The organism is Wolbachia endosymbiont (group A) of Conops quadrifasciatus (genome assembly GCF_964027015.1).
Lineage (GTDB): Bacteria > Pseudomonadota > Alphaproteobacteria > Rickettsiales > Anaplasmataceae > Wolbachia.
In genome coordinates, this window is record NZ_OZ034722.1 from 1,194,381 (window position 1) to 1,216,397 (window position 22,017).

At 34.7% G+C, this 22,017-nt stretch carries 18 protein-coding genes, 1 tRNA gene and 1 pseudogene; 5 read left to right on the top strand and 15 right to left on the bottom strand.

All coding sequences use genetic code 11. The annotated features are described in order from the left end of the window. Nucleotides 1–98: 98 nt before the first annotated feature. Complete coding sequence (gene gltX / locus AAGD69_RS06180) at nucleotides 99–1,421, bottom strand: glutamate--tRNA ligase (protein WP_341812032.1); 1,323 nt, start codon at nucleotides 1,419–1,421, stop codon at nucleotides 99–101. A 229-nt stretch (nucleotides 1,422–1,650) separates the two neighbouring features. Here gltX and ligA point away from each other — a divergent pair, with 229 nt between their 5' ends. The 3 genes and pseudogenes from ligA to AAGD69_RS06195 all read left to right on the top strand — a co-directional run bounded on the left by ligA (nucleotide 1,651) and on the right by AAGD69_RS06195 (nucleotide 5,897). Continuing rightward, on the top strand, nucleotides 1,651–3,648 hold the full coding sequence (ligA, locus tag AAGD69_RS06185; protein ID WP_341812033.1) for an NAD-dependent DNA ligase LigA: 1,998 nt from the start codon (nucleotides 1,651–1,653) through the stop codon (nucleotides 3,646–3,648). A gap of 696 nt (nucleotides 3,649–4,344) precedes the next feature. Then, nucleotides 4,345–5,368, top strand: a pseudogene (locus AAGD69_RS06190) (IS110 family transposase). A gap of 301 nt (nucleotides 5,369–5,669) precedes the next feature. Further along, nucleotides 5,670–5,897 (top strand): hypothetical protein, encoded by a 228-nt coding sequence (locus AAGD69_RS06195; RefSeq protein ID WP_341812034.1) that lies wholly within the window; start codon nucleotides 5,670–5,672, stop codon nucleotides 5,895–5,897. On the opposite strand, the gene dapA is transcribed toward AAGD69_RS06195, so the two are convergent. The 10 genes from dapA to AAGD69_RS06245 all read right to left on the bottom strand — a co-directional run bounded on the left by dapA (nucleotide 5,887) and on the right by AAGD69_RS06245 (nucleotide 15,284). Further along, nucleotides 5,887–6,819, bottom strand: a complete 933-nt coding sequence (gene dapA / locus AAGD69_RS06200) for a 4-hydroxy-tetrahydrodipicolinate synthase (RefSeq protein WP_341812035.1) — start codon at nucleotides 6,817–6,819, stop codon at nucleotides 5,887–5,889. The genes AAGD69_RS06195 and dapA overlap by 11 nt on opposite strands. A 9-nt stretch (nucleotides 6,820–6,828) precedes the next feature. After that, nucleotides 6,829–7,302, bottom strand: coding sequence for a single-stranded DNA-binding protein (gene ssb / locus AAGD69_RS06205; RefSeq protein ID WP_096616007.1), 474 nt, complete (start codon nucleotides 7,300–7,302; stop codon nucleotides 6,829–6,831). 67 nt (nucleotides 7,303–7,369) lie between these two features. Then, a tRNA-Arg gene (locus AAGD69_RS06210) sits at nucleotides 7,370–7,443 on the bottom strand. Between the two features lie 110 nt (nucleotides 7,444–7,553). Next, on the bottom strand, nucleotides 7,554–8,369 hold the full coding sequence (locus tag AAGD69_RS06215) for a hypothetical protein (RefSeq protein ID WP_341812658.1): 816 nt from the start codon (nucleotides 8,367–8,369) through the stop codon (nucleotides 7,554–7,556). Between the two features lie 4 nt (nucleotides 8,370–8,373). Then, entirely contained in the window at nucleotides 8,374–8,982 is a 609-nt protein-coding gene (locus AAGD69_RS06220) for a hypothetical protein (RefSeq protein ID WP_341812036.1), read from the bottom strand. A gap of 4 nt (nucleotides 8,983–8,986) precedes the next feature. Then, nucleotides 8,987–10,426 (bottom strand): hypothetical protein, encoded by a 1,440-nt coding sequence (locus AAGD69_RS06225; RefSeq protein ID WP_341812037.1) that lies wholly within the window; start codon nucleotides 10,424–10,426, stop codon nucleotides 8,987–8,989. 326 nt (nucleotides 10,427–10,752) lie between these two features. Next, nucleotides 10,753–12,498, bottom strand: a complete 1,746-nt coding sequence (locus tag AAGD69_RS06230; protein ID WP_341812038.1) for a type I secretion system permease/ATPase — start codon at nucleotides 12,496–12,498, stop codon at nucleotides 10,753–10,755. A 174-nt stretch (nucleotides 12,499–12,672) separates the two neighbouring features. Further along, nucleotides 12,673–13,680, bottom strand: coding sequence for a tRNA (adenosine(37)-N6)-threonylcarbamoyltransferase complex transferase subunit TsaD (gene tsaD, locus AAGD69_RS06235; RefSeq protein ID WP_341812039.1), 1,008 nt, complete (start codon nucleotides 13,678–13,680; stop codon nucleotides 12,673–12,675). Nucleotides 13,681–13,843: 163 nt separating this feature from the next. Continuing rightward, entirely contained in the window at nucleotides 13,844–14,578 is a 735-nt protein-coding gene (locus AAGD69_RS06240; protein WP_341812040.1) for a hypothetical protein, read from the bottom strand. Nucleotides 14,579–14,831: 253 nt separating this feature from the next. After that, the gene (locus AAGD69_RS06245; RefSeq protein WP_341812041.1) at nucleotides 14,832–15,284 is read right to left on the bottom strand and encodes a hypothetical protein; all 453 of its coding nucleotides are present in this window, start codon (nucleotides 15,282–15,284) and stop codon (nucleotides 14,832–14,834) included. Nucleotides 15,285–15,556: 272 nt separating this feature from the next. Between AAGD69_RS06245 and AAGD69_RS06250 the strand changes: the two genes are divergently transcribed. Together AAGD69_RS06250 and AAGD69_RS06255 are read left to right on the top strand one after the other, a co-directional pair. Next, nucleotides 15,557–16,165, top strand: a complete 609-nt coding sequence (locus tag AAGD69_RS06250; RefSeq protein WP_341812042.1) for a superoxide dismutase — start codon at nucleotides 15,557–15,559, stop codon at nucleotides 16,163–16,165. A gap of 1 nt (nucleotide 16,166) precedes the next feature. After that, nucleotides 16,167–17,438, top strand: coding sequence for a pitrilysin family protein (locus tag AAGD69_RS06255; protein ID WP_341812043.1), 1,272 nt, complete (start codon nucleotides 16,167–16,169; stop codon nucleotides 17,436–17,438). 664 nt (nucleotides 17,439–18,102) lie between these two features. On the opposite strand, the gene AAGD69_RS06260 is transcribed toward AAGD69_RS06255, so the two are convergent. The 4 genes from AAGD69_RS06260 to nuoE form a co-directional block, all read right to left on the bottom strand. Beyond that, complete coding sequence (locus tag AAGD69_RS06260) at nucleotides 18,103–18,915, bottom strand: transposase family protein (RefSeq protein ID WP_410529844.1); 813 nt, start codon at nucleotides 18,913–18,915, stop codon at nucleotides 18,103–18,105. A gap of 76 nt (nucleotides 18,916–18,991) precedes the next feature. After that, a complete protein-coding gene (locus AAGD69_RS06265) occupies nucleotides 18,992–20,113 on the bottom strand; it encodes a hypothetical protein (protein ID WP_341812045.1) in 1,122 nt (373 codons plus the stop codon). A 142-nt stretch (nucleotides 20,114–20,255) separates the two neighbouring features. Next, a complete protein-coding gene (gene tgt / locus AAGD69_RS06270; protein WP_341812046.1) occupies nucleotides 20,256–21,473 on the bottom strand; it encodes a tRNA guanosine(34) transglycosylase Tgt in 1,218 nt (405 codons plus the stop codon). After that, a complete protein-coding gene (gene nuoE, locus AAGD69_RS06275; RefSeq protein ID WP_341812047.1) occupies nucleotides 21,474–21,974 on the bottom strand; it encodes an NADH-quinone oxidoreductase subunit NuoE in 501 nt (166 codons plus the stop codon). It abuts the gene before it with no gap. Between the last annotated feature and the right edge of the window lie 43 nt (nucleotides 21,975–22,017).

Below are 22,017 nucleotides of genomic sequence, written 5' to 3' on the forward strand. Positions count from 1 at the left end.
CTAACCGCCATCCCGCTGCTTGTTAGCGGGATCTAGAGATACCGCGAATGAATCGCGGTATGACGTACTGACTTGCATTAGCTATAACTCTTTGGTTTTCACTTTTCTTTTAACCTTGCAATGATATTTTCTTTGCCGATAAAAATTAATAATTTAGCGAGCTCTGGTCCTTTTTCTGTTCCTGTTAAAGCTGAACGCAACTGCATAAATAAGTCTTTTGCCTTTATATCCACTGTCTGTCGAATAGCTTTTACCCACTCTGATAATGTGTTTTCGTTACAGTCGCCTTGAGGCAATGCATTGAACGCAATTTTTATAAGCTCCTTATCAAGAATCACAGGCTCTATATCAGATTTGCATATTTTCCACCACTTGGCCACCTCAGAAAACCTTTCTATATTGTTCCTTATAAAATACCAAAACTCTGAGGAGCCCACTCCAATTTGATTTAAACGTTCTTGTACAATTTCAAATGACATTTGTTGCAGCACTTTGCTATTTAGCTTGTATACTTCACTCAAGCTGAATTGTGCAGATACTGAGCTAAATTTTTTAATATCAAATGAGTCAATTAAAGACTGTATGTCAACATGAGCTTCTATCGGATCAGATGTTCCAAGTTTTGCTAAATAGCTAGTTAGCGCCATTGGTTCAGTCTCATCTTCTCTTATGGACTTGATATCCAGCCCGCCTTTCCGTTTCGATATCTTGCTATCATCAAAATGTAGTAGAGAAAGGTGAGTAAATATAGGGATTTTCGCTTTTAATGCTTTAATCATTTGGATCTGAACTGCGGTATTAGTTACATGATCTTCCCCACGTACAACATGGGTTACATTAAAGTCAACGTCATCAATAACAGAAGGTAGCATGTATGTATAAATTCCATCTTCTCTTTTTACCACAGGATCGCTGATGTGACTTGTTGCAATATTTATTTCACCTTTAACTTCATCATTCCATTTAACAACTTCATTTCTATCCAATTTAAACCTGAAATGTGGTCTTCGTCCTTCTTGCTCATAATGGATTTTCTCTTGCTCAGTTAGAAGCAATGCACTTCTGTCATAAACAGGAGGAAGTCCTTGTTTTAATTGCAACTTTCGTTTAATTTCTAACTCTTCTCTTGTTTCATAGCATGCATAAATATGCCCTTCTTTTATTAACTGCAAGAACACCTCGTTATAGCGCTCAAAGCGCTCTGATTGCTTAAAACTTGCATCCCAATCGATACCAATCCATTTTAGGTCTTCTATGATATTATTTATATATTTGACATCTGAACGCTGAAGGTCAGTATCATCAAAACGGAGTAAAAATTTTCCATTTTGATTACATATGTACATCCAACAAACCAAAGCAGTCCGTACGTTTCCTACGTGGAGATAGCCAGTTGGGCTTGGAGCGAATCTTGTTAACATTTAAATAGTAATATTGTAAAATAATAACTTATTTACTCTAATTTATTTTAATTTTATATAAATATACGGCTAAAGCAAGTGAGATCTGCTAATATAATTGAGCAAGAGAAGAATAAGTATGGCTATAGCATTGTGGCACCTTTGATATTTGATGGATTAAGACCATATGATAAATTCAAGAAAATTCACAACTTGACGACAAAGGCTAATGTAGCATTATATTGATATCATGACTAACTTAGAAAAGATGAGAGAAAAACTGCAAGATCAAATAAATTATCATAATGTTTTGTATCACCAAAAAAATAAGCCAGAAATAAGTGATTCTGAATATGATGAACTGAAGAAAAAGTTAGCTGAAATAGAGGCACAATTTCCAGAAATTTATGCAACACAAGATAGTGTTGGTGCTCCACCTGATGAGAGGTTTTCTAAGGTGGAACATCAAGAACCTATGCTTTCTCTTGAGAATGCTTATGACGAACAAGATGTAGAGAAATTTTTGTCTAAAATAAAGAGGTTTTTAATTGAGGACAAAATAGAGATATTATGTGAGCCAAAAATTGATGGGTTGTCGTTTTCTGCAATTTATGAGGATGGGAGATTTGTTAAAGCTGCAACTCGAGGTGACGGTTTTTTAGGGGAAGATGTCACTCACAATGTTGCAACAATAAAAGGCTTTCCTAAGTTTTTGCAAGGTGTGCAAGGTAGATTGGAAGTAAGAGGTGAAATATACATCAGTAACAGCGACTTTTTAAAGTTAAATGAAAACGATGAATTTGCCAATCCTCGAAATGCAGCTGCTGGTTCTCTAAAGCAATTGGATGTAAACATTACAGCAAGTAGACCACTTAGATATTTTGCTTATTCTTTGATTGGTGGAGCAGAGAAAAGTCAAAGTGAAATACTAAATAAGCTTGAGGCACTTGGTTTTTGCGTAAATGAGCATCAGTCCTTAACGAGTAGTTTGGATGGAATGCTGAAGTTCTATAACGAGGCCTATAATTGTCGCTATAACTTGGATTATGATATTGATGGAATAGTCTATAAAGTAAATGATTTGGTACTACAAAATCGTCTAGGGAATACTCACAAAGCACCGCGCTCAGCACTTGCATACAAGTTTTCTGCAGTTTATGCAAAAACAAAGTTAAATAAGATATTTATACAGGTGGGCAGAACAGGGGTTTTAACTCCAGTTGCAGATTTAGTGCCAGTCAATATTGGTGGGGTGCTAGTTAGTAGAGCAAGTCTGCATAACCAAGATGAGATAAAACGTAAAGACATAAGAGAGGGAGATATTGTAACAATCAAAAGGGCAGGAGATGTAATTCCCCAGATCATTGAAGTGAACAGAGATTCTCGTCTTCCAAATACACCTGAATTTGTGTTTCCTGGAGTATGCCATGAATGTGGTAGTAAAGTACGTCAGGTTGAGGGAGAGGCGGCAGTAAGATGTCCTGAGGAATTTGCCTGTAAAGCTCAAATAATAGAAAAACTAAAGCATTTTGTATCGAAAAATGCATTTGACATTGTTGGCCTTGGTGATAAGCAGATAGAGTTTTTTTACGACCTTGATCTGATAAAACAAATCCATGATATTTTTACTTTAGAAGAAAAATTGGATGAATTTAATCTGGAAGGACAGTCTGGCTGGGGCGAGAAATCTATAGCTAATTTGTTAAATTCTATACAAAGCAGAAGGGTAATAACTCTAGATAGGTTTATATTTTCTTTAGGTATTAGATTTATTGGCCAAGTTGCAGCAGAATTGCTTGCAGATTATTATGTTTCTTATTATAATTGGTATAATTCGATGATTGAACTGTCATCAGATAATACTGAGCTAGTCGGTATAGACGGCATAGGAAAAAAAGGGGCTGAATCTTTGGAATCATTTTTTTCTAAGGAACATAACATCAAAATGTTAAATGATCTTACTGCTTGTCTTCAAATTCTTCCTGTGAGCTCCAACTCTAGTGACTCTGTTTTAAATAATAAAATTATAGTGTTTACTGGTAAGCTACTTGCTATGAGTAGAGGAGAGGCAAAAGTAAGAGCCAAAACTCTAGGAGGAAAGGTCAGCTCACATCTTTCTGCTAAAACTGACTACCTAATTGCAGGAGAAAAACCAGGATCCAAATATAAAAAGGCAGTGGAATTAGGTGTAGAAATTTTAGATGAAGACCAGTGGCATAAAGTGATAAGTTCGGGAGTGTTCAAATGACACTTGGATTGTATATTAAATCAAAGTTGCAAGACTATAATGAGCAAGCTGTTAATTGGATTGATTGGGTAGGGTCATTACCACAAAAAAACTCCTTTCTTTCTCTCCATTTTTTCTGGGTAAGGTCATGGTGCTGGTACAGGTCCTATAGTTGACCCAAGTAACACGTCATACCGCGATTTATTCGCAGTATCTCAGCATAGATTCCGCTAACAAGTAGCGGAATGACGAATTTTTGTTTTTCAAATTATCGGTAAACCTAATCCACTTTAGCTATAGATCTGACATGTCTTATAGCTTAAGATATTAAAATTGTATAGACTAAAGTGCGCTCAAAGTCAATTAAAAACCCTCAGTTATATAATTGACATTGGTTGCAACATTATGTAACAATAAAGGATTATATCAATAAAGAGGGAATTTATGCCTAATCAAAAAAAGTTTGCATCATATGCAGTAATAACCATAGGGTCTTATATCTTGTAAAAAGCATCTAATGTTTTAAGCTTAAGCATTAGATGGAGAAGGGAAGCACTCTGTCATAGGGCTTAGATATAAAATCTGTCAAGTAGATAAGAGCTCCCTTCTCAAAGGTATAGGCTGGAAGGTATCGTAGAAAGACCTAAATGGTTCTAATTCTATATCCTCAAGAATAGCCTTACTTTTCATTTTTAATGGTAACGTATGGGGTTATATATGATCAACAACTTTCTGGGAATAGATGTATCAAAAGATCGCTTTGATGTTTTTCTCTCATTTATAAGTAAAAAAGGAAAACGTGAAACTAGGAAAAGAAGCTTTAAGAACGATGATAATCGGTTTCAAGGTCTGCAGAGCTTTCTACAAAAACATAACGTAGAGCAAGTGAAAGCTTGTATGGAAGTTACTGGTTGTTATAGTGAAGCTCTGGCTGAATTTCTACACAATGCTGGACATTTTGTAAGTGTTGTAAATCCTTCTTGCATAAGATCTTATGCAAGAAGTAAGCTTGTACGACAAAAGAATGATCAGACCGATGCGGAAATTATTGCTGATTACTGACAAAGACAGGAACCAACTCGTTGGACACCACCTTCTCCTGAGTTAAAAAAATTAAAACATCTTTATCGTTGCTCGGCTGCGTTAAAAGATGAATTGACATTAGTAAATAACCACTTAGAAAAAAAAGAGAGACTGCCTAAAGAAGTTACAAATGCTTGGGAAGACCTTGCAATGAATATAGCTCAAAAAATAGAAACAATAAAAAACTCCATACGTGAACTATTAAAGCAACACAAAGAGTTGTTGGAAAATTTTCAACTTCTATTAACTATTTCAGGCATAGGAGAGGAATCAGCAATAGCTATCTTAGCTGAAGTTCCTGACATAAAAGCTTTTAGAAATGCCAGGCAATTGGCAGCATATGCTGGAGCTATACCACGAAATATAACGTCAGGTTCCTCTGTATATGCCAAGCCCAGATTAAGTAAATCAGGTTCACGAACACTACGTAAGGCAATGTATTTTCCTGCTATAGTAGTTAAAAATCACAATCCTATTATTATGACTTTTTGCAAGAGATTAAAAGAAAAAGGCAAGCATAATATGGCCATTGTGGGAGCTGCGATGCGTAAGTTACTCCATATTGTTTTTGGTGTTCTAAGGTTCAAAGAAGGCTTTTGATCCAGATCATATCAAAAACTACAGGGCAAAGCTGTTGGAGGAAGGTTTACTTAGCTGATTGTTAAAAAAAATACTTTCAATCTTATATGAAATATTGCCTTATTTTGTAATTTTCTTGTTGACTAACTAGACGGTATCTATAGGGCTTATAGCTAATACCATAGCTCTTACTATGCATCATTCTAGTTTATCACCTCTTATTGTAGGGGGAATGATTGGCTCTATGATCCCACTAATTGGGCTTATAATTTCTGGCATTGTGTCACTTAATAAAGAGTTTTTAAAAAAAAATCTAGATAAACAAGAACATATTAAACTTATTGATAACATGAGTGAGCGTGTTGTACCTTTGATAGCAAGTGCTGTTGTTTTGTTTTGGAGTTGGAGCAGGCTTAGTTGCTCTTGGTGTCACATCACCTATAGCTATAAGTGTTGTAACTCTAATAGCACACGGAGTTGTTGTGGAACTTGTGAGTAAAATAACTGAACGCTTTTCTTCTCCACCAACACCACCAAGTGGCTTGGTTGACAGCGGTGTGAAAGTTAATGGTGCTAGTGCAGGTTGTGTTCCTAGCCCTAGTCATTAGTCAGTTCTTTCCATCCAAGAATCATTTTATTGGCTTGCCTTAATATCTCAACAGAAGGCAAGTCTTCTGTGCTGAGTGGTAGGCGGACAGTTTGATGTTCTATAAGACCAATATCATGCAAAAGTGCTTTAGTGGGTATTGGGTTACTGGCAATAAATAGAGCTTTGCAAGCTTGTTGCCAGATATCTGTTGAACTTTTCATGTCATTTCCTGTCATTTGAGGAGTTGTTTTTTTTCTAGTTACGTGCTGGAATGACAGTAGGCATTGCTTAACATATTCATGTGCTACATGTGGCCAAACATTGGAAGCAACGGAAACCAGACCAGCCGCACCATAAGCGGCCATATCGGATATCATATTATCATCTCCGCAAAAGACCTCAATATTTGGAGCAACTTTCTTATACTGAGCTAAAGTATCAACGGTGCCACTTGAATCTTTGATAGCCCAAAATTTTTCGTGGCTGGATAAGTTGCGTACAGTTTCAGCGTGAAGACTCACTCCTGCTCTCGATGGAATATTGTAAAACATAGCCGGCACATGTGCTTTCTCAAGCAGCTTTTCAAACCATAAAGTCTGCCCCATAATTCCGGGCTTTGCATAAATGGGAGTTGTCATTAGATAGCCATGAATAGGCATACCCTTGCAGAAATCAAGCCATTCAAGAGTTTGATATAGATTCACTCCTGGTACACCAATTATAATTTTCGTATTTAATTTTAGCTTACATACAAATTCAACTAATGTACGCTTTTCAGAATCAGTAAGCGATAGGCCTTCACCTGTGCTACCCAGTAACACTACGCCATTTTCAGCTTCAGCTTGTATTGTAAGTAAACGCTGCAAACTGCGGTAATCTATGTCATCCCCATTGCAATTAAAAAGAGTAACACAAGCAGTCCATAAAAATGTAAATTTCAATTTAAATTGTTAAAATGGTATTTCATCGTCGATTAGTTCATCTTTTATATCGTTGTCAAAACTTTCGTGCTTATTTTTTTGTTCTGTTTCATTTTGCTTGTATTCACTTGGCTTGTAATCGGAATTTGGTCGCGAATCCAAGAGAGTAAGAGCGCTATTAAAATTATATAGAACCACCTCTGTTGTGTATCTTTCACTACCGTTTTGGTCAGTCCATTTTCTAGTTCTCAAAGAACCTTCAACATAAACTTTACTGCCTTTGCGTGCAAAATCTTTGACGATTTTTACTAATCCTTCACTAAAAATTACAATATTATGCCATTCTGTCTTTTCAGAGCGCATACCGGAAAGTTTGTCAGTCCAACTTTCAGACGTGGCTATTGAAAAACTTGCCATCTCTTTTCCATTTTGTGTAGTCCTAATTTCAGGATCTTTTCCTAAATTACCAACTAATATGACTTTGTTTATGGTACCACCAGACATAATTATGCTCTAAATAAATCCCTTTATTATCTTATGTGAAAGTACTATTGTCAAATTTAATTAAAAGTGCGCTTGGAGGGATTCGAACCCACGGCCTTTGCCTCCGGAGGGCAATGCTCTATCCAACTGAGCTACAAGCGCATATATAGCTACCTACCCGCGGTATCTATGTTGAGATCCCGCTAACGAGCAGCGGGATGACGGTTTTTCAAATTGTCGGTAAACCTAAGTCACTTTGGCTATATACTAAATTATTTAATAGATAAGCTATCCAAGTCAAATTTTTGTTTTGGATAAAGCGTAAACATAACACTCCCATGTCCAAGATATACATTTTGAGAATCATTCGCATGCTTTTTTATTACTTTTTGATCTACGGTCCATACAAAAGTCACATAATTTTCAGTGACTGAGTGCACCTTTAAGTCCTTAGTATTTATAAACAGCTTTCCATTTACCCATATTTTCCATGTACCGGAAGAAAGATATAAAATTGAGTCTAAACTTACTACCTTACAGTTGAAATTATCTGATACCTCCTCTTTTGCAGCTCTTGAAGACCGTAAATTGAACTTTTCCATTTCATTGACTATTCTATTAACTGGCTCTTCATCAAAAAAAATGCTTTTTACGTTACTATATTGTGACAAAACGTCAAAGTCACTTTCCACTGCTTCTCTTATTATATCGTCCCGATCTGTATAGCTTAGTTTTTGATTGTTAATAAAGAAACACTCTTTTGCACGCAAATTTGCTATATCAATAAAATCATCGATTTCTTGATTGCCAACTTTAAGAATACTTTCAAAATATCTTTTTTCTATCATCATTCCATACTGAGAATGATGACAAACCATTTCATCATCACCTTGTTTTTCTATATATACGCATAAATTTCCACTATTTAATCCTAATATTTTATGTTCAATAAAATCTTCATTGCCAATATATTGTCGGCAAGAATACTCCTTACAAATTTCTATGCTTTCTATGATATCTTCACAACTGCAATATGCATTAACATTGGAAATGAGTAGCGTAAAAATAAAAAACAGCTTTATGTTCATCACCTTATCTACTTAATATAGTATACCAATAAAAGACTATATTAACTCTCACTATCTCTATCATATTACCATTCAAAATTTGATTCATAGTTGCAGCATCAATATTTCTCTGCTTGTTTAAAATAAGAGATTTGATCATAACATAACCGGGCAAATTTGGAATGGACTGTAGAAATAAAAAAATATGCTTATCGCTTATTGAACTTAAATTTAGGACCACTTCACTTTTTATTACTTTTGTGCGTTCACTTTTGTTGTGGAGCTCAACTTCTTCGGGTATAGAAATTGATATTTCAGGTTCTAATATATAGTACTTTTTATATAACCTGCTAAGCTCGAAATTTAAATTTGCAATGTATCTGCTACTGTGTAAATTTGAAGAAGAAATTTTTTTCCATAAATCTAGGTTTTTATTTAGAACAACTTCCTTTTTTTGAATTCCAATAATCTGTAAATTAATAGAACGTATTTTATCAATCGCAATTTGGTTTTTATTATAAACCTTTTCGTTATAGATAACAACATATGTTAATAACCCTATTAATCCAACAGATAATAACAAATACGATATAAACTGAATTGTAGCTTTTCTTTTTAATTGAGAGATAGTCATTAATCTACATTGCCTCTCCTATTTCAACATCAATAGATGGATTTTGCCCTTTAGCAGCAGGTAAGTTAGAAATATTAATGTCATAGGTACGAAAATTATCGTTTAAATTTTTTCGTAGTTTCTCGTATTGATAGGAAATATTTTTACCGGATCGAAAATTAAACCTTAAAGTTGTGGTAATATAACTTTTTGCCTCATCATAATTCCATTCAAATGATCGAAGCTCTATACCTGGTACTTTTAACTTTTCTACATACTTAACTTGTGTAAGAGGAGAGTATTCTATTTTTGATAAAATATTATTGATATTAATAAAATCATAAATTTCATCTATTTTTTTTACATTATAGCTTTGGCTAAGTTTTGTTAATTGGTTATTTAAGGTGCTCTGCTTTGCGGATAAATTATCAGCGAAACTGAAGTTTGAATACAAATTTAGCAAACAAAGGGCGTTAATTACAACTAAAACCAAAGCAAAGTATAGAAAAATTTGAGGAGAGTTTAAATAAAGATAATTGAATAGATAAAATTCTTTAGTTTCCTTTGTATTAAAAATAGCTGCTAATTTATTCTTAAAGCTGTGAAACAAAATTATGGTATCGCAAAAGTTATCTTTTTCACTTATAGCTAGTTCTGCTCCTAATAGTTTGCCTAACTCATATGGAGTTAATATGTTCACACTGTTCTCTGAAAAATTTATGACTGATAAACTAGCTTTAATATCTTCTGACACTATGATGCAAAGGTCGATAGGGTTATTTTTTTCAAACCCAAACTTAGTTAAGGATCGAATAGTATCTTGCAATTCCTGATATATTCCACCAGCAATAATTCCTGGTAAATTATCATTAGTAAATGGTACTAAACGCGTAAATATCATTTTATTCTCTTTAAAAACCACTTGTCTATAGCCTCCCGTTTTAGTTGCAGCAACTATAATTTTCCAATTATTAGGATCTTTATGTAGAATCTTTTTTGTTATATTACTTATTTCTATAGGAAACATTAATATTCCCTTAAAGTTGGAGCCTATCTCAATAAACACATTCAACCAATATTCTACTAAATGCTTTGCTTTTGATGAAACAAGAAGATAGCACCAGTTTTGATTGAATTTGTTTGGCTTCTCAACCAAAAAAACTGAACTTATGTCATTATTACGAGAAAAATGCTCCATCTTTGTTTTTGCTGATAGATAGGCACTAATCTTGTTTGCCCTTGTAATAAACTGTAGCGAGTAATTTTGATCTGCATGATTAAGCACTAGGTATAAAGGTGCTTTTTTATCTGACGAAAGACATGAAATTAAATCGGAAACTGCTTTATCGTTTTTGCCCTTAACAAAATACCTTTTATTTAAAGTATTATTTTTAAAATATAGTAACATTATGCCTTCTTCTCCAATAGAAAGCATAAACTTACTTTTGGATTTTGAACTAAACATATTAACAAAACGTATACTTATCTAGAATTAAAAAGGCAATTTATTGAAATTCATTAAACGTTAGAGGGAAATATTGTTATAAGTTTTCGCAGCAACATTATTTATATTATAATTTTTTTTATAAAATCACTTTACTAATATTAAGCTATTTAATTAATAAATTAAGAAAAATCATTAATTAGAAATATACACTATCTGCCGATTAACTTTAATTAATAGGAGTTATTAATCTCTTTACTATTCTTGTAATATTATTTCTAATGGTAAACATTTCTAGTAATACTGGAACAGTTGTTATTTCAGATACAGAATTTAGTGTAAGTAAACTAACCATTTGCTGAAGAGCGCTCATCTTCTGTAGTATTTGATGATGGAGCAACTAATTTGCTCAAAATCTCATCTTTTGGTCCCATAGCGTAAATGACACCATCTGACATGAGGATCACCTTATCAACTACGGACAATAACGGTAGCTTGTGAGTGATGATAACAGTAGTAGTATTTTGCTTTCTTGCAATGCCAATTGCATTAATTAAGCATGCCTCTCCATTGCTATCTAAGTTAGCGTTTGGTTCATCAAGTACTAAAAGTTTTGTGTGACCATAAAAAGCTCTGGCAAGTCCAAGAAGCTGTTTTTGGCCGCCAGAGAGCGTTACTCCTCCAGGACCTCCTATTGTTGTATCATATCCATTTGGTAAGCTTAGTATTAGTTCATGTATTCCTGCAATTTTTGCTGCTTTGATTATTTCTTCAGGATTTGGATCTGGTCTCATGCGAGCAATATTAGCTTTGACACTAGTGTTAAATAACTCAATATCTTGAGGTAAGTAGCCAACATAATTACCAAAATTTTCTCGATTCCAAGTATATACATCAGCGCCATCTAGTCTGACTACACCAGATATTGGCTTCCATACACCAACAGTTAATTTTGCGATAGTGGATTTACCAGAAGCACTTGCACCAATCACACCTACTACGTCCCCTGGTTCTATAATAAATGATATTCCTTTTACTGTTGGCTTATTGCTTCCATAAGGAGTAAAAAATACTCTATCAAATTCCAATTTTCCTTCAGGTTCTGGTAGAGCCATCGTTTGCTCTCTTTTTGGCGATGTTAATATAAGTCTTTGTAGCCTTCCATATGACATTCTAGCCTGATTTAAAAACTTCCAAGTATGAACCGCAGCGTCAAATGGTGCTAATACTCTACCCATTAAAATTGAAGCAGCGATGATGCTACCAGCAGTTTTATGAGCTGTAATTGCAAGTAATGCACCTGTTCCAATTACTGATATTTGCAGAGTTGAGCGCAAAAACTTAGTGATTCCAGTAATTACATTAGAGCGATTTTGTGCTTTAATTTGCATTGCTCGATTCTGATCATTTCGTTTACACCAATCAGAGACTATGAATTCTGACATGCCCATAGCTTCAACTACTTCTGCATTTCTTGTTGCAACATCTATAGCATTGACATTCCGTATAGTTTCTTCGTTGGTTTCTTGTAATATTCGTTTAGTGGCAAGTTCATTCCATATTGCCATAGAGACTAATATAATGATTCCAGCAATAGCTATAAACCCCGTGGAGGTGTGTATCATAAAAATCACAACAAGGTAAATTAACGACCATGGAGTGTCAAACAGTGAGAATATACCATTTCCTGTAATGAAATTTTTTATTACCCCGAGATCTCGTATTGCTTCACCACTTGAAGTTGAGCTCTGCACTGACGTTAGCCTGATTGACCTTACTATCAGATCTGGTGTTGCAGTTTTATCGATCCAATCACCTATTTTTGCCATGGCTAAATATCGACAAGTTTCAAGCATTGCAGAACATGCAAATGCAGATAAAGTGATAATTGTCAGCATAGTTAGTGTTGATACGCTTTCGCTCGATATAACCCGATCAAGCACTTGAGAGGTATAAAGTGGTAGGAATAACATTAATAAATTGATTCCCGCACTAAACCAGAAAATGAACCAAAATGCACTTTTGCATTTTTCTAGGCAAATATATAGAGTACTTTGCTTCAATTCTTTTTTTATTGATGGCGTAATTTCCACAATCTTCCTCTTAATTTGATTACATGCACCATATATAATTTTTATCACAAAAATATTAATAACGGCAGTTAGCCTGCTTTAAGTGAGTAAAATATTAATATATGTGAATAGGAAATATAAACAAAGAAGTATAGTTAATATTTCCTTCATTACCTAATTCAAAATTGAGAGTTTTTAATAACTCTCCAACTCCCACTTTGGCCTTGGTGCAAAATTGAGAGAATCGATATAGTTTTTCCTTAACATTTCAATTCCTGTCCATCCAACCATTACTGCATTATCTGTACATAGGTTATTAGGGGGAAAAAATATATTTAAGTTTATGTGTTTCTTTAATTTCTCTCTCAGGAAATTATTTGCTGCAACTCCGCCGGTAATAACAAAGTCATTGATTTTGATATTTAGAGCTTCAGCCATAATGGTTGCATTGCTAACCCTGTCTAACAATATCTCACTAATACACCCTTGAAACGAAGCACATACATCACATACATCTTGCTCGCTCATTTTAAGTTCTTGCACCAAGTTTTTTACTGCTGTTTTGATTCCAGAAAACGAAAAATTACATCCAGAACGTTTTATCATTGCCCTTGGCAGTTTAAATCTTGCACCATTGCCTTTTTTAGCTAACTTTTCAATTAATGGGCCTCCGGGATAGCTTAAACCCAACATCTTAGCAACTTTATCAAATGCTTCCCCTAACGAATCATCAAGTGTTTCTCCAAGTTTAATATATTTACCTACATCTTGTGCAATTAAAAATTGACAGTGGCCGCCTGATATTAATAGAACTAAAAACGGAAATTTCACCTCATGCAGTAACCTAATAACTAATGCATGCGCTTCTAAGTGATTAACTGCAATAAAAGGTTTTTGTGCTACATGTGCAATTGCTTTAGCCATCATTGTACCAACTATTAATCCACCTATGAGTCCTGGTCCTGATGTTGCTGCAATTGCATTGAGATCACAAAAGTTAAGGTTAGATTTTTCAACGGCGCTTTTTATTAGACCACTTAAATGCTCCATATGAGCACGTGAAGCGATTTCAGGGATCACCCCACCGCGTTTTTTGTGTTCTGCTTGGGAGAGAATTTCGTGAGCAAGGACTTGCTTGTCACTATTTACAATCGCTACTGCAGTTTCATCGCAGCTTGTTTCAACAGCTAAAATGGTTTTCATGTATATTCGAACACTTTATTATAAAAACTATACCTTGAAACGCTATAGAAGTTAACTGCAAAGTTAACTTCTATAGCTAAAAGATTTACCGACAACCGTCATTCCGCTACGTATTAGCACCGCGGCGGTATGACGTAGGAAAACCTGCACTAGCTATACTAAGCTAATTGTCATCTCCAAATATGGAGCTAATTTTTTTGCCCCCAGGAGAAAATTTATTAGTCCAACTGCTTTGCACTTTGGTTACGTCTTTAGTGGCGGTTTTATTGCTGTATTCCTTGATTTCCTTATCTATTCTATCCATCATTTGTGGATCCAGGCAGCTCTTTTTCCATTGATCAGTAGCAAGGAACACTTTGTTTAAATCTTGAGTGCGAATTAAGTATTCTTTATCCTTAGGATAAACCTCTTGTGCCCAAGCAAATAGCTCAAAATAGCGTGCAAACAATTCAGATGCGCGTGACTTTGCAGTTTGATAAGCTTGTATCTCCTTAAATATAACTTGGCTAATAATTTTCTGCACAAGAACATTTGCTTGCCTTAAATTCTGCTCAATATCCTGGTAAACCTTATGGAGAAATTCCTGTTCTAGGCTCAAGTTAAGCTCATTTTCAACCATATGTGAAAGTTCATGCACTATAATGTATGGATTTGACCTTCTCAGCACAATAACATACCTATTTACACCGGAAGACCTGATTGTCTTACACACCCCTTCTTCCATATCCACTAATCCCTCTTGGTATATTTCAAACGAAAGCCTATTTTGCTTTATTAGTGATAAAGTGAGATTTAATGTGTTTCTAAACTTCTCAAATTGATAGAGATACTCAATATATCGTACATTTTCACTGCTTCCTACTTTAGTCGCTTGTTTGATTAAATTCCTGATTAGCATGCCTTATTATTAAAGGAATTTTTTTTATATCAAGGATTAATTGGCTGCAAAGTGTTTTTAGGAAATCTCATTGCATAGCTAAAGTAATTCAGGTTTACTGACAACCGTCATCCTGCTGCTTGTCAGCGGGATCTATGGTGAGATACCGCGAATGAATCGCGGTATGACGTCTGGCCTGCACCCCTGAGATTCACAAATGCAAAATGCCCATGACTAAATGTTAAAGCCATGAACATTGATTGTGCAGATTATCTTAGTATAGAGGAGCTTTCCCATTAGGGTCAACAGCTTCAGTCTTTGCGTCACTAAACTTACTTGACACTTTATCAACAGCCCAAGTAAGTGGTGTCATAACTAATGCAGCAGCCCAGATGACAGCAGTGCAAACGTAACTCAAAACTGTGTTAACAAATTTACCTACTTTCCCACTATGTTCCCATGCCTTATCTAGGAACGTACTTGAATAATCTACCAACGATTTTGTATTGTCTTTAAGACCAAACTTATCTGTTACTTTTGCTGACCCTTTTGCCGGCCAGTATGACAAATACGCAAATGCTAGATACAAAGGTTGTAGAACTATGTTAGTTAGTGCCAAAACAGCAGTTGGTGTCATGCCAGGATTTTCGTGATTTCTATCACCTAAGCTAATATCAAAAGAAAACTTTCTCTCCACGCCAAAAAGCGCATCCTTCACTGGTCCCACAACACTATCAATTAGAAGCTGTTTTGCGAAACTCTACTGTTATCACTTTTTTCTACAGTAGGAACAGTTCCATATTGAGCATATTTTTTAAAATTTTCATACACACCTGACATCTTTACCTCTCGAAAGTTATATAATAATCATTATTGTGATATAAAACTTAGAATAATGCAATAGATACTTAATCAACTATGTTTTAGCTATTAATTATATGTTGCACAAGAGCACATATTACAATACCATCCAAGTAGGTCAAAAATAAGGAGATTGTCATGAGTTTTACTTTACCTGAATTACCATACGATAAAACAGCTTTAGAGCCTTACATATCTGCAAAAACCTTAGATTTTCATTATGATAAGCATCATAAAGGATATTTAAATAAACTCAACGAGCTGGTTGAAAATACAGATTATCAACATGTGAAAATTGAGGAAATAATAACAAAAGTGCATGGTAATAGCGATAAAGTTCCCATATTTAATAACGCAGCGCAAGTTTGGAACCACACTTTTTATTGGAATTCAATGAAGAAGAATGGTGGTGGTAAACCTAAAGATGATGGTTTTCTGGCAAAAAAAATTCAAGATGATATCGGTGGTTTTGATAAGTTTTGTGGGGAATTTGCCAATCATGGAGTAAGCCAATTTGGTAGTGGATGGGTATGGTTAGTGCTCGAAAAAGGAAAGCTCAAAATCACCAAAACTCCAAATGCAGATTTGCCATTAATTTATGGCCAAGTTCCATTACTCACTATGGATGTCTGGGAGCACGCCTATTACTTAGATTGTCAAAATCGTAGAATTGACTACATAAAAGTTTTCCTTGACCATTTGATTAATTGGAATTTTGCAGAAGAAAATTTAAAAAAGAATACATAAGATGAATACACCTCAGGTAACAAAATTAGATAATGGTCTGCGCATAATAACTGAGCAGGTGCGAGATGTTGATTCCGTAGCTTTAAGCATACGAGTTGGTGTTGGCAGTAGAGCGGAAAGTGCAAATCAAAATGGAATATCCCATTTTCTAGAACACATGGCTTTCAAAGGAACGAAGACAAGAACTGCGTTTGAAATTGCAAAAGCTTTTGACGACATAGGTGGGGTTTTCAACGCCAGCACCGGTAGGGAAAGCACCACCTATTATGCAAAAGTCCTCAAGAAAGACATAAAAACTGGTATTGATATATTAATAGATATATTGATGAATTCAACATTTCCAGAAGATGAATTGGAACGTGAGAAGGGCGTTGTAATACAAGAGATTTTTCAAACTAATGATTCACCAAGTGACATTGTTTTCGGTAAATATTTTGAGGCAGCTTATAAAGATCAACCTTTTGGCAGGTCAATCTTAGGCACGCAAGATACTGTAAAATCTTTTACTCGAGGAGATCTAGATAATTACATAAATGAACATTACTTTGGCGAGAATATGCTATTTACCGTTGCAGGAAATGTTGAACATGAAGAAGTTATTGCATTAACCAAAGGTTTTCTCTCAAAGATTCATTCTAAAAAGCTGAAAAAAAGCCAAAATGCTAGCTGTACTGGTGGTGAGTATTTAGAACATCGTAAATTAGATCAGGTACACTTGCTAATTGGTCTACCTAGTGTTTCTCGCCATGACGATAAATATCACACGTTTCAAGTGCTTGATTCTATATTAGGGAGCGGAATGTCATCACGTCTGTTCCAGGAAGTAAGGGAAAAGCAGGGATTAGCTTACTCTGTTTATTCATTTAATTCCAGCTACACTGATACAGGGATGTTTTCCATTTTTGCTGGCACAGATAGTAGTAACTTAGATAAGCTTTTAAAATCTATGACGACAGAGTTGAAGAAGCTGTCTAAAGATAATCTGAGGGAAGAAGAAGTAAATAGAGTGAAAGAGCGAATAAAATCCCAAATTTTAATGTCACGCGAAAGTGTTAGCTCACGCGCTGAAACATTGGGACACTACTATGGTAATTATAATAGGTACATCAGTAAAAATGAATTAATAGAAAAAATTAGTGCAGTTACCACTGCTAACGTAAAAAAAGCAGCAAAAGAATTGTTATCTCAGCATGAAAAAACCACTCTAGCTGCAATTGGAGAAATTAAATCATTGCCAAGTTACGATAAAGTGGTTTCTATGCTTAAAGCTTAGAGCATTCTATTATATTGATTTGGCTGCTTTACAATATAATTTAGCACAGTGATTAAAGAAGTGTAAGTTGAAACAATGTACCATGAACCGGATATGCAAGAAATTATACGAATCTTCGACCTCCTCTTTCAATAATATTATTATTTCTATTTTGCGTAACTTTTTCCGTATAATTTTTAGGAGGTACTGGTGGTGCAAGTGGTTTTTTGCTTACAGGGTTTGAGTCTATACCTTTCTTTTGCCGATGATAGTTCCGTGCTTCTTGAACGGTCTGAAATATAGACTCTCCATCATTATAGTTTCCTCTCACAGAGTTTGAGTTTATGTCTTTCTTTTACGGAGGATAATTCGATGCCTCTTCACGAGTCTGGAATATAGGCTCTCCATCATTATAGTTTGAGTTTATATTTTCCTTTTGCAAACCAGCGTTCAATAATTTCGATATCTCTCGCTTTAGCTGATCACCTTTATAATTATTGTTAAGATCTTTGATTTTCTCTTTTTTCTCGATTATTTGAGCTAAGGACTCGACAATAATATCTTTGTTTATTCTTGAAGCATCTATTGGCTTACTTCCTTTGACAGTAATTTCACTACTTCCTTAGACCTGTTGCGAATCAAGCAATAAAAAGAAGGAAAGGAGGGTGACTAAAATCAAGGTTAACTAAAAGGCGTGCTTAAGATTCACAATACCAGCAATAATATTGAACCTCAGGTCGTATTTTTTCTGAAAATTGCGGTAAATATGAGACATAATCTTAAATATCTTTATCTCACGGATCTTATTTTCTACTCTCATTCTAAATGATGCTAATCTTCTATTATGCTCTTTCTGCTCTGGAGTTAATGGCTTTTTACGATACTTTTTATATGGAATTATAACATTGCTTTGCAATTTTTGCCAACCTTGATATCCAGAATCGGCATATTTTATGCTATCGATTGGTAAATATTTTTCTTGTTTCCTTATGCAAAAATCATTAATTCTACCACGATATGACTTTGACACTGATAAAATTCTTCCACCTTCTTCGATAACAATCTCAGTTTTCATAGTGTTGGTTCTTTTTTTTCCTGAATATGATTTCTTCCGTTTTTTACTATCTTCTGGTCTCTGTATTTGCTGTTCTGTAATATCAGCCAGAATCTTCAGTATTTTTTCTGGTGTCATACTTCTATCTTTTGTTATAGTAACTTTTTTGGCAAGTAATGGCTCTATTTTCTTCAGTAACCTACATACATTTGCGTTGTGCACATTGAACAGGCACCCTAAAAATCTATGTGTTATGTAAGTGCGATAGTACAAAATTACGCAAAATAACTTATCTTTTAGAGTTGGTAGTTGTGATCTTCTACCATGGCACTTTTTCTGTTTTTCAACTCTTTCCCACCCAGACCTCACTTTTTCCACTACCTTTTCGAACTCCTCTATAGTTAAACCTGTTATATTACGAAAGTTTCTTGGGTGCTTCTTCATGTTATAGTAACTAAAGCTCATTTTTTTACCTTACTCAATCTGCTTATTCTTCTTCTACTTCTCTCACATTATTTTTTCAATCACCTTTTGCAGCAGGTCTATTTATTACCTCTTGAATACAATCTTGAAAAAAAGCTTTGATTGCCTTGAATTCTGGTGCTAAGGAAACGATTTGAATATGTGCGTATTTTTTACCTGGTGATAACTCTTCAGCATTCTGGTGTATAGATTCTATTTGCTGAGGGTCAAGCATCATTGCATGACGTTTTGAGCGTGTTGGGTTTGCTTGTGTTTCGGATGACGACATGTCCTTAATATCTTGTTTTTTATTCTCACCATCAGCAACCATACCATCACTTGATTTCCTTTTTTTAGGAGGCAATGGTGGTCGATTTCCATTGTTCTGATATATAGGTTCTTTTGGTACCGTTTTAGACAATGATCTTTGAATATCTTGAAGATTTTGGTATATAGGTTCTTCCTTCTTCAAATTTTCATAAATTGGTTCTTGCACTAAGTTAGCATTGACAAACTCCTGTACTCTTTCTAGATAACCAACATTTTTATCCTCTTTAGGCACTCGCGCACCTTCAAATTTGATTTTTTGTATCTCTTCAATACTCAGCCCATTTTTTTCAAGCCATTCCTCTCTTTTACTCATTGATGCAACAAACTCATTAATCTTTTGAATATTTTTTACATCATCATCAACTAGCATGACAGTTTTTGGCAACTCACCATGTTTATCCTTATACTCCACAATTGCCTTACAGATGTGTAAATTTTTTCCAACTTGATTTTTTTGTTCTTTGAGACCTTTTGGAAGCTCATTATCATAATCTCCTGGAAACCCACCAAATACAGAAATACCGCCTGCTTGTTCTTTAGATAAACCCAAATGATTCTCTACAACCCTTCTCACAGCGTCTGAATATCCTGTATACGATGAGATATTAACTTTCACTCCATTTGAAAGTGCAGATTGCAACACAGATTTTAATGTCTCCTTATTTTTTACTCCGCCTGTATTCTTTAGAAAATTTCCTATATCAGTATCGGTCACTGCATATTCTGCACCAGAATTAAAATCACTTTTTTTGAACCCGGAGTGTTTACCGGAGAAAATATTATGTATGTGTCCATTAGTAATAGTGTTATCAAAATCAAATATTAATAGGGTATTATTTCCTTTAGCCATATCTTCACCTCTAATCCTTACAAATCATATGGGTAGAGACTAACATTAATAGATTAATTTTTATTATAACCTTTCTAATTAATAGTGTGACAAATAAAGTAAATATAACAAGAAGTAAAAATCAACGGCATAAAGAAAAGACTCAAAGAGAGGCCAAATCAAAGTGCAATGGTATTTCACTAATCCAATTATTTTTCTCTTGATCTAGCCTATCATCCAATATTGCCTGCCTTATAGATGCCATTAACTTATTCATGAAGAAAACGTTATGAATGGTAACGAGTGTGTAAGCCAGGAGCTCTTTAGCTTTCAGTAAATGGTGTATATAAGCTCTTGAATGCTTTCTGCAGGTAAAACATAAGCAGTTACTTTCAATTGGGTTATTGTCCAGCTCGAATTGTTGATTTCGCAAATTAATATGCTCTTTGCACTTTGAAGAAATAGAATCTCTATTTTTTACTTTAATAAGCGCACCACCATGCCTTGCTAAACGGGTTGGATGCACGCAATCAAACGTATCAATTCCAAGACTAACTCCGCGAAAGATGTCCACAATTCCACCAATACCAAGCAAATGAGTAGGCCTATCTTTTTTCAGATGGTCCATAGTGAAAGAAACTACATCGTACATCTGCTCTTTACTTTGACCAAGTGATCCACCTATTGCTTGACCAAAAAATGGCAAATCGTTAATAAAATTACAACTTTCTCTACGTAAATCTTGATATACTCCGCCTTGACTAATTCCATACAGTGCCTGCTTGCCATTATTGTTTTTTTCAAATTCATTTAAAGAACGTTCAGCCCATTTGTGGCTCATGAGCATTGATTTTGCTGTGTATTCTTTGCTTATGTGAAATGGAGTACATTCATCTAAGACTAAGATTAAATCTGCACCTAGTTTTTGTTGAATTTGTATAGACTTTTCAGGAGTCAAGCAATAAGCTTTACCATTAATGTAAGAACGAAAAATTGCCCCATCCTCATTAATTTTGATCAGAGTTTTTTGTTTTTTTCTTATTCCTTTTATCTCTTCCGAAACTGATCCGTGCCCTAAGCTAAATATCTGATATCCACCTGAGTCAGTTAGCATTGGCCCATTCCATCCCATCATCTTGTGCAAACCACCAAGTTTTGCAACAGTATTCTCTCCTGGTTGAAGCATTAGGTGATAGGTGTTGGAAAGTATTATCTGAGTACCTGCTTCACTAATTCTCTCGATATCTGAAGCTTTAATTGCAGCTTTTGTTGCACAGAATATAAAAGCTGGTGTTTCTACGCTTCCATTTGGAGTTTTAATTGTTCCAACTTTTGCAGAACCTGATTGCTTGATTATCTTGAATGCAAATTCTTCTTTCATCTATTTGCCTGAAAGTTCTGTTATGATGTTTTCTACTTTCTCAGGAGTAAGATTTTCATAGAAGTCATTATTGATCTGCACAACGGGGGCATTAACGCATGCACCTAGGCATTCAACTTCTTTTAAAGTGAACAAATTATCTTTAGTAGTCTCACCGATATTGATTCCAAGTTTTTTTTTTAAGGTATTTAAAACTTCTTCACTATTGCACAACCAGCAAGGAGTTGTTCTACAAATTTGTATTAGATATTTGCCTACTGGTTTTAAATTATACATGGTGTAAAAATTTGCCACTTCATATACACGAATATGTGGAATATGAAGCATATCAGCAACATAACGCATAGCAGATTCAGAAACCCATCCGCATTGCTCTTGAACCAGATATAGTAAAGGCATAACAGCGCTGCCTTCTTTGCCTTTAGGATACATCTCTATAAACTTTCCCGCTTTCTTAAGGTTTTCTGATGTAAAACTAAACTGCTCTTCTTTTTCTATCATTCATGAGACTCGTGTAAACTTTACAGATTATACCTGTAGAACC

What these genes read in the sequence shown, in the direction of transcription:
- AAGD69_RS06240 (WP_341812040.1), bottom strand. Translation starts at nt 14,578, where the DNA reads ATGCTAATCAGGAATTTAATCAAACAAGCGACTAAAGTAGGAAGCAGT.
- tsaD (WP_341812039.1), bottom strand. Translation starts at nt 13,680, where the DNA reads ATGAAAACCATTTTAGCTGTTGAAACAAGCTGCGATGAAACTGCAGTA.
- AAGD69_RS06250 (WP_341812042.1), top strand. Translation starts at nt 15,557, where the DNA reads ATGAGTTTTACTTTACCTGAATTACCATACGATAAAACAGCTTTAGAG.
- AAGD69_RS06255 (WP_341812043.1), top strand. Translation starts at nt 16,167, where the DNA reads ATGAATACACCTCAGGTAACAAAATTAGATAATGGTCTGCGCATAATA.
- ssb (WP_096616007.1), bottom strand. Translation starts at nt 7,302, where the DNA reads ATGTCTGGTGGTACCATAAACAAAGTCATATTAGTTGGTAATTTAGGA.
- ligA (WP_341812033.1), top strand. Translation starts at nt 1,651, where the DNA reads ATGACTAACTTAGAAAAGATGAGAGAAAAACTGCAAGATCAAATAAAT.
- nuoE (WP_341812047.1), bottom strand. Translation starts at nt 21,974, where the DNA reads ATGATAGAAAAAGAAGAGCAGTTTAGTTTTACATCAGAAAACCTTAAG.
- AAGD69_RS06215 (WP_341812658.1), bottom strand. Translation starts at nt 8,369, where the DNA reads ATGAACATAAAGCTGTTTTTTATTTTTACGCTACTCATTTCCAATGTT.
- gltX (WP_341812032.1), bottom strand. Translation starts at nt 1,421, where the DNA reads ATGTTAACAAGATTCGCTCCAAGCCCAACTGGCTATCTCCACGTAGGA.
- AAGD69_RS06260 (WP_410529844.1), bottom strand. Translation starts at nt 18,915, where the DNA reads ATGAAGAAGCACCCAAGAAACTTTCGTAATATAACAGGTTTAACTATA.
- tgt (WP_341812046.1), bottom strand. Translation starts at nt 21,473, where the DNA reads ATGAAAGAAGAATTTGCATTCAAGATAATCAAGCAATCAGGTTCTGCA.
- AAGD69_RS06225 (WP_341812037.1), bottom strand. Translation starts at nt 10,426, where the DNA reads ATGTTTAGTTCAAAATCCAAAAGTAAGTTTATGCTTTCTATTGGAGAA.
- AAGD69_RS06220 (WP_341812036.1), bottom strand. Translation starts at nt 8,982, where the DNA reads ATGACTATCTCTCAATTAAAAAGAAAAGCTACAATTCAGTTTATATCG.
- AAGD69_RS06265 (WP_341812045.1), bottom strand. Translation starts at nt 20,113, where the DNA reads ATGGCTAAAGGAAATAATACCCTATTAATATTTGATTTTGATAACACT.